Annotated in this window: 7 protein-coding genes; 2 read left to right on the forward strand and 5 right to left on the reverse strand. The window is 69.2% G+C overall.

The features are described from left to right. The 5 genes from BKN37_RS24795 to menJ form a co-directional block, all read right to left on the reverse strand. A partial coding sequence (locus BKN37_RS24795) for an MlaD family protein (RefSeq protein ID WP_071029655.1) occupies positions 1 to 1,262 on the reverse strand: 1,262 nt, incomplete at its 3' end. 2 nt (positions 1,263 to 1,264) lie between these two features. Continuing rightward, positions 1,265 to 2,122 carry an ABC transporter permease gene (locus BKN37_RS24800; protein ID WP_071029657.1) on the reverse strand — a complete coding sequence of 286 codons (858 nt, stop codon included), beginning with the start codon at positions 2,120 to 2,122 and terminating at the stop codon, positions 1,265 to 1,267. Between the two features lie 3 nt (positions 2,123 to 2,125). Next, complete coding sequence (locus BKN37_RS24805) at positions 2,126 to 2,986, reverse strand: MlaE family ABC transporter permease (RefSeq protein ID WP_423212839.1); 861 nt, start codon at positions 2,984 to 2,986, stop codon at positions 2,126 to 2,128. 106 nt (positions 2,987 to 3,092) lie between these two features. Beyond that, the gene (locus BKN37_RS24810; RefSeq protein WP_370479230.1) at positions 3,093 to 3,338 is read right to left on the reverse strand and encodes a hypothetical protein; all 246 of its coding nucleotides are present in this window, start codon (positions 3,336 to 3,338) and stop codon (positions 3,093 to 3,095) included. Positions 3,339 to 3,658: 320 nt separating this feature from the next. After that, the gene (gene menJ / locus BKN37_RS24815) at positions 3,659 to 4,885 is read right to left on the reverse strand and encodes a menaquinone reductase (protein WP_095407202.1); all 1,227 of its coding nucleotides are present in this window, start codon (positions 4,883 to 4,885) and stop codon (positions 3,659 to 3,661) included. Positions 4,886 to 4,900: 15 nt separating this feature from the next. Here menJ and grcC1 point away from each other — a divergent pair, with 15 nt between their 5' ends. Both grcC1 and htpX read left to right on the forward strand, forming a co-directional pair. Further along, positions 4,901 to 5,908, forward strand: coding sequence for a nonaprenyl/(2E,6E)-farnesyl/geranylgeranyl diphosphat synthase (gene grcC1 / locus BKN37_RS24820; protein ID WP_083342033.1), 1,008 nt, complete (start codon positions 4,901 to 4,903; stop codon positions 5,906 to 5,908). Positions 5,909 to 5,979: 71 nt separating this feature from the next. Continuing rightward, on the forward strand, positions 5,980 to 6,846 hold the full coding sequence (gene htpX, locus BKN37_RS24825; RefSeq protein ID WP_071029661.1) for a zinc metalloprotease HtpX: 867 nt from the start codon (positions 5,980 to 5,982) through the stop codon (positions 6,844 to 6,846). The last annotated feature ends 41 nt before the right edge of the window (positions 6,847 to 6,887 follow it).

A 6,887-nucleotide genomic window follows, 5' to 3' on the forward strand; every position in this document is an offset into this window, starting at 1 on the left:
GGATCCGGCGGTGGCGGGGGGTCCGGCGGCGGCGGGATCGGCGGGCCCTGCGGATCGCCGGGCATCGAGTGGCGCGGCGGCGTCACGTTGGGGCGGTTCTCGGTCATCCCGGGTGCGGGGGGAACCCCCATGGACGCCAACCCGGGGAACAGATCCGGCGCGGTCGGCACCTCCGGTGCGGTCAAGCAGCTGGGGCCGGCCATCTCGCCGTAGCGGGGGCAATCCTCGCGCACGTAGCTGCGGCTGGGCGTCAGCGCGATGGCCGCCTTGCCGCCCCTGAGGACCTTGATCTCGGGATCCCAGGCGATGTCATAGACCTTGTTGGCCAACACTTCCAGCTTGGTCGACACGCCGTGGAACTCGTCGGCGTGATCGGCCAGCACCCCGATCACCGGGGTCATTTGGGTGCTGATCGTGATGATCCGTTCGGACTGATTCTCCAGCGCGGTCGCCAGCGTCCCCGTCGTCCCGAGACCGCCGGTCAGCAGATGGCTCAACTGCTGGGACTTTTCGGCGATGGTCTTCATCGGCTGGATCGACTGGTCCAACGCGTCCAGCAGATCCGGGGCGGTCCGCTGCAGGCTTTCGGTGGCGGCCGCCAACGCCGACAGCGTGCTGGGCCCGGTGTCGTCGGTGGCCACCACCTCGTTGAGGCGCGCCAGGACCTCGTTGAGGTCGTGTCCGGTGTCGGTCAATTCCTTGCCGCGGCCGTGGGTGGCTTCGCCGAGGGCGGCGATCAGCCCGACGGTGGTGTCGTCGGCCTTGCGGCCCAGCGGGGCGACCAACTGGCGCAGCTTGTTCAACACGTTCTGGAAGATCACCGTCGGTAATGTCTTGTCCTCGTGGATGATCGCGCCGTCGCGGATATGCCCCGAGCCGTCGCCGTTGTCGACCAGCTGCACGGCCGACACCGCGAACAGGTTGGCCGGGACCACCCGCGCGGTGACACTGGCCGGGATGTGCGCGGCGTATTCCGGTTTGAGGAACACGTGGACCACATTCGGCGACCCGTGCGTGGACGTGGTGACGTCGACGACCGAGCCCACCAGCAGGTTGCGGAACTTCACGTCCGAGCGCGGCGGCAGGCCGTCACCGATATTGACCAGCTCGACGTCGACGTTGACCAGATTGTCCAGTTTGCCTTGGGATTTGGCGACCATCAGCGCGGCGGTGGCCACCGCGACGACGATGAAGACGATGCCCATCACGAACAGCCGCGGGTCGCCGGGGCCGCGGGGGTCGGTGTCGAACGAGTTCGCCATCGCTACCCGCCGAACCTGGCGCCGGACTCGACACCCCACAGCGCCATCGTCATCAGCATGTTCACCACCACGACGGCGGTGACGCTGGTGCGCATCGCGCGCCCGGCGGCGACGCCGACCCCGGCCGGCCCGCCGCTGGCCACGTAACCGTAGTAGCTCTGGATGGTCGACGAGATGAACACGAACACGGTGGCTTTGAAGGTGGCGTAGATGACGTCGCGACCGTTGACGAACAGCGAAAAATAGTGCAGATACGACCCGTTGGACTGCCCGGACACCAACACCACCGAGAATTGGCAGGCCAGGTAGGCGATGCCCAGCGCGACCAAGAACAGCGGGACGACCGCGATCACCGACGCCACCGCCCGGGTGGTCACCAGGAACGGAACGGGGTTGATCGCCATGGACTCCAAGGCGTCGATCTCCTCGTTGATCCGCATCGCGCCCAGCTGCGCGGTGAACCGGCATCCGGCCTGGGCGATGAACGCCATCCCGACCATGATCGGTGCCAGTTCCCGGGTGGTGGCGAACGACGAGATCAATCCCGTCGCCGGTCCCAGGCCCAGCAGGTTCAACACGTTGTAGCCCTCGACGGCCACCAACGCGCCGGCGATCCCGCCGAGGGCAACCGCGACGGCGATGGTGCCGCCGCCGACCACGACCGACCCGTTGCCCCAAGAGATGTCGGACAGCAGCCGCAGCATCTCGCGCCGGTAATGGCGGAACATCAGGGGAATGGAGAACAGGGTCCGGCCGAAGAAGTGCAGCATGTGGCCGACCTTGGCCACACCCTGGAAGCTCGCGGTGACGCCGTCGACGAACGGTCGGACGGGGGTGGGAAGCATGCTGGAAGCGGTCATGGCTTACAGGGTTTGCCGGGGGAACAGGATGACGTAGAGCTGGCTCATCAACACGTTGACCAGCATCAGCAGCAGAATGGATTCCACCACCGCCGCATTGACCGAGTTGGCCACCCCGGCCGGGCCGCCGTGGGTGTCCAGCCCCTTCTGGCAGCTGACGATGGCGACGATCACCCCGAACACCGCCGCCTTGGCGAACGCCAGCCACATGTCGCCGACATCGGAGAACGAGGAGAAGGTGGCGATGAACGACCCCGCGGTGCCGTTCTGCAGGAACACGTTGAAGATGTAGCCCGCGACGTAGCCGACGAAGAAGGTGATCCCGGTCAGCAGCAGGCCGACCACGATCAGCGCGGCCAGCCGCGGCACCACCAGCCGCCGCACCGGCAGCACCCCCATGACCTCCATGGCCTGGATTTCTTCGCGCATGGTCCGCGAGCCCAGGTCCGCGGTCACCGCGGAGCCCACCGCCACCGCCAGCAGCATCGCCGCCACCAGCGGGGCGGCCTGGCGGATGATGACCAGGCCGGTGGCCGCACCGGCCAGCGATGAGGCACCGACTTGGCCGGCCAGCACGCTGAACTGGATCGACAGCGTCACCCCGACCGGGATGGTGACGAACACCGTGGGTAGAAAGGCCGCACCGGCCACGAACGCCGTCTGCTCGATGAACTCCGCCCACAGGAAGCGGCCGGTGAACATGTCGAGGACCAGGTACTGCAGGGCCCGGATACCCATCACCACCTGGCTGCCGCCGGTCCCCAGCGATGTGATCGGGTGGTTCTTCAGGTAGCGGACCAGCCAATCCAGGGCCTCCCGCAGGCTGGGCCGGGTGGCCAGTTGCTCGGTGACCAGTTCGGTCAGCTGCCCGGTCAGGGTGGGCGGGGTGTCGATGTCGATCCGGGTCACCGGCTTGTCTTCGATGCTCATCTGCGTGGCCTATCTGCGGGGCTGACCTGGTTGGACCGATTCACTGCATGCACACGTTGGAGAACAGCAGCACCGGCCACGACACGATCGACCCGAGGAACGAGATCACCACGTCCAGGTCGCTCAGATGCATCCCCGGGTCGTGCAGGTGCGAGGTGTGAGTTAACGACCAGATCAGCCCGACGATCAGGTACGGGGTGCCCAGGATCAGTCCGAGCCCGATGAACTCGGCGATGGACATTTTGTAGGCGAGCAGCCGGCCGAGCCGTTCCAGCAGTCCTAGCATTCTCGGTTCCCCTTGGGCGTCATCGGTTCTGGGGTAGCTCATCGCGTGGTCGCGACCGTCCGGGTGGGGGATCCACCCCGACCCGGACGTGTGCAGCATGTCACAGCCGGGGACCGTGCCGCAACAAAAAGTTAATGATCAATCTGGACCGGAGGCCGGATCAAATGGCCGCGGGACCAGTACGGCTCGGTCAGCGCGCCGACGAAAGCTAGTTGGTATTCCGGTGCGGTCGGCTTGTCAGCGGTGCCCGCGAGCGTGCACAAACTGCCGGGGTCACCCCCGGCTAGCCGCGCCGTTGCGCACCCTCGCGGGACGGGGCCTCAGGAAAACGGAGGGCGGCGGTCGGCCAGCCGCGAGGCGCGGCCGCCGCCGCGCCAGGCCCGGGCCAGCCAATCGGTGTCCTCGTCGGTGACCAGGTTGGCCATCACCCGCACCGCGATGCGCATCAGCGTCGCCGAGCGCATCGCCACCGGCCCGGTGGCGGGCAGAAACCGCGGGAAGGTCAGCAGCAGCGCCAGCCGGCGCGCCACCGAGAAGCCGCGACCGTAGTGCCGCTGCAAAATGTGCGGCCAGACCCGCGACAGGTCGGGCGTTTCCAGCAGCTCCACCGCCAGCCGCCCGGTCTCCAGGCCGTAGTCGATCCCCTCGCCGTTGAGCGGGTTCACGCAGGCCGCGGCGTCGCCGATCAGCATCCAGTTCGGGCCGGCCACCCCGGAGACCGCCCCGCCCATCGGCAGCAGCGCGCTGGACGGGGCCTGCGGCGCCCCGTCAAAGCCCCACTCCTCGCGGCGCAGGTCGGTGTAGTAGTTCATCAGCGGCCGCAGCGCCAGGTCGGCGGGCCGTTTGGCGGTGGCCAGGGCGCCGACGCCGATGTTCACCTGCCCGTTGCCCAGCGGGAAGATCCAGCCGTAGCCGGGCAGCACCGCGCCGTCGGGGGAGCGCAACTCCAGGTGTGAGGTTAGCCACGGCTCGTCGTGCCGCGGCGACGCCAGATAGCCGCGGGCGGCCACCCCGTACACGGTCTCCTGATGCCACACCCGACCCAGCGCGCGGCCCAGCGGGGAGCGGGCGCCGTCGGCGACGATCAGCGACCGGCAGCGCACCTCCGCGCCGCCGGTCAGCACCACCGAGGTCACCCGCCCCGACGAGTCATGGTGGGCGCCAACGGCTTTGATGCCCAGCATCATCCGGGCGCCGGAATCCTCGGCCACCTTGCGGATTCGCTCGTCCAGCTCGACGCGCGGGGCGGCGCTGCCGGTCGACGGGAACGACGGGCCGGGCCAATCCACCTGCACCTCACCGCCGAAGCCGCTCAGCTTCAGGCCGCGATGCCGGATGTGGGCGTCCAGCCACTCACCCAGCCCCAGCCGCTCCAGCTCGTCGACCGCGCGCGGGGTCAGCCCGTCGCCGCAGGCCTTGTCGCGGGGGAAGCTGGCCGCGTCGATCACCAGCACGTCGCGGCCGGCCCGGGCGGCCCAGGCCGCGGCCGCCGACCCGGCCGGTCCGGCGCCCACCACCACCACGTCGGCTTCTGGGTTCACGTTCACCAGTATGTTGGAGCCGTGAGGACACCGGCGACTGTGGTGGCGGGCGTGGACTTCGGCGACCCCGGGTTCGCCGCCAGCGTCCGCGACGGGGTGGCGCGCATCGAGCAGCTGATGGACACCGAGCTGCGCGGCGGCGACGAGCTGATGACCGAGGCCGTCACCCACCTGTTCGAGGCCGGCGGGAAACGGTTCCGGCCGCTGTTCACGGTGCTGTCCGCGCAGCTGGGGCCCGAGCCGGACGCCTGGCAGGTGACGGTGGCCGGCGCGGTCATCGAGCTGGTGCACCTGGCGACGCTGTACCACGACGACGTGATGGACGAGGCGCAGGTGCGCCGCGGCGCGCCCAGCGCCAACGCCCGGTGGAGCAACAATATTGCGATCCTGGCCGGGGATTACCTGTTCGCGACGGCCTCGCGGCTGGTGTCGCGGCTGGGCCCGGAGGCGGTGCGGATCATCGCCGAGACGTTCGCCCAGCTGGTGACCGGCCAGATGCGGGAGACCCGGGGTGCCGACGCCGCGGCCGACCCCATACAGCACTACCTGAAGGTGGTGTACGAGAAGACGGCCTGCCTGATCAGCGCGTCGGGCCGGTTCGGGGCCACCTTTTCCGGCGCCGACGCCGACCAGGTGGAGCGGCTGTCCCGACTGGGCGGCATCGTGGGCACGGCGTTTCAGATCTCCGACGACATCATCGACATCGATTCCGACCCCGACGAGTCCGGCAAGCTGCCCGGCACCGACCTGCGCGAGGGCGTGCACACCCTGCCGGTGCTGTACGCGCTGGCCGAATCCGGGCCCGACGCCGACCGGCTGCGCGCCCTGCTGGTCGGGCCGATCGACGACGACGACGCGGTGGCCGAGGCGCTGCGGTTGCTGCGGCGCTCGCCCGGCATGGTCAGGGCCAAGGAGACGGTGGCCGACTACGCCGCGCAGGCCCGCGCGGAGCTGGCCGAGCTGCCCGACGTGCCCGGTCGCCGCGCGCTGGTCACCCTGGTCGACTACACCATCAACCGGCACGGCTAGCTGCGTGTGCGGAACCTACCGCTTCCGATGGGCGTTTAATCAGCAATATCGGGTGCACGGAGGAGGAGCTGATGACCTGGCATCCGCATCACAACACGTTCAAGACGTTCGCGCTGCTGGTCGGGATGTCGGCGCTGATCGTGTTCGTCGGCGCGCTGTTCGGTCGGACGGCGTTGTTCCTGGCCGCGCTGTTCGCGGTCGGCATGAACATCTACACCTATTTCAATAGCGACAAGCTGGCGTTGCGGGCCATGCACGCCCAGCCGGTCACCGAACTGCAGGCCCCGGCGATGTACCGGATCGTGCGCGAGCTGGCCACCACCGCGCACCAGCCGATGCCGCGGCTGTACATCAGCGACACCAACGCCCCCAACGCGTTCGCCACCGGCCGCAACCCGCGCAACGCCGCGGTGTGTTGCACGACCGGGATTCTGGGCATCCTCGACGAGCGGGAGCTGCGCGCGGTGCTGGGCCATGAGCTGTCGCACGTCTACAACCGCGACATCCTGATCTCGTGTGTGGCCGGTGCGCTGGCGTCGGTGATCACCGCGCTGGCCAACATGGCCATGTTCGCCGGCATGTTCGGCGGCGGCAACCGCGAAGGTGGCGGCAATCCCTTTGCGTTGCTGCTGGTTTCGATGCTGGGCCCGATCGCGGCGTCGGTGGTGCGGCTGGCGGTGTCACGGTCGCGGGAGTACCAGGCCGACGAGTCCGGTGCCGAGTTGACCGGTGACCCGCTGGCGCTGGCGTCGGCGCTGCGCAAGATTTCCAGCGGCGTGCAGGCCGCGCCGCTGCCGCCGGAGCCGCAGCTGGCCAGCCAGTCGCACCTGATGATCGCCAACCCGTTCCGGGCCGGCGAGCGGATCGGGTCGCTGTTCTCCACCCACCCGCCGATCGCCGACCGGATCCGCCGGCTGGAGGACATGGCCCGGGGGTAGGGTCGCGCCCGTCGCCCGTCGCCCGTCGCGCGGTCCCGTCG

The sequence above is a fragment of the Mycobacterium talmoniae genome (assembly GCF_001854525.1).
Lineage (GTDB): Bacteria > Actinomycetota > Actinomycetes > Mycobacteriales > Mycobacteriaceae > Mycobacterium > Mycobacterium talmoniae.

Coding starts and splice junctions, on each gene's coding strand:
- htpX (WP_071029661.1), top strand. CDS start 5,980: ATGACCTGGCATCCGCATCACAACACGTTCAAGACGTTCGCGCTGCTG.
- BKN37_RS24800 (WP_071029657.1), bottom strand. CDS start 2,122: ATGACCGCTTCCAGCATGCTTCCCACCCCCGTCCGACCGTTCGTCGAC.
- BKN37_RS24810 (WP_370479230.1), bottom strand. CDS start 3,338: ATGCTAGGACTGCTGGAACGGCTCGGCCGGCTGCTCGCCTACAAAATG.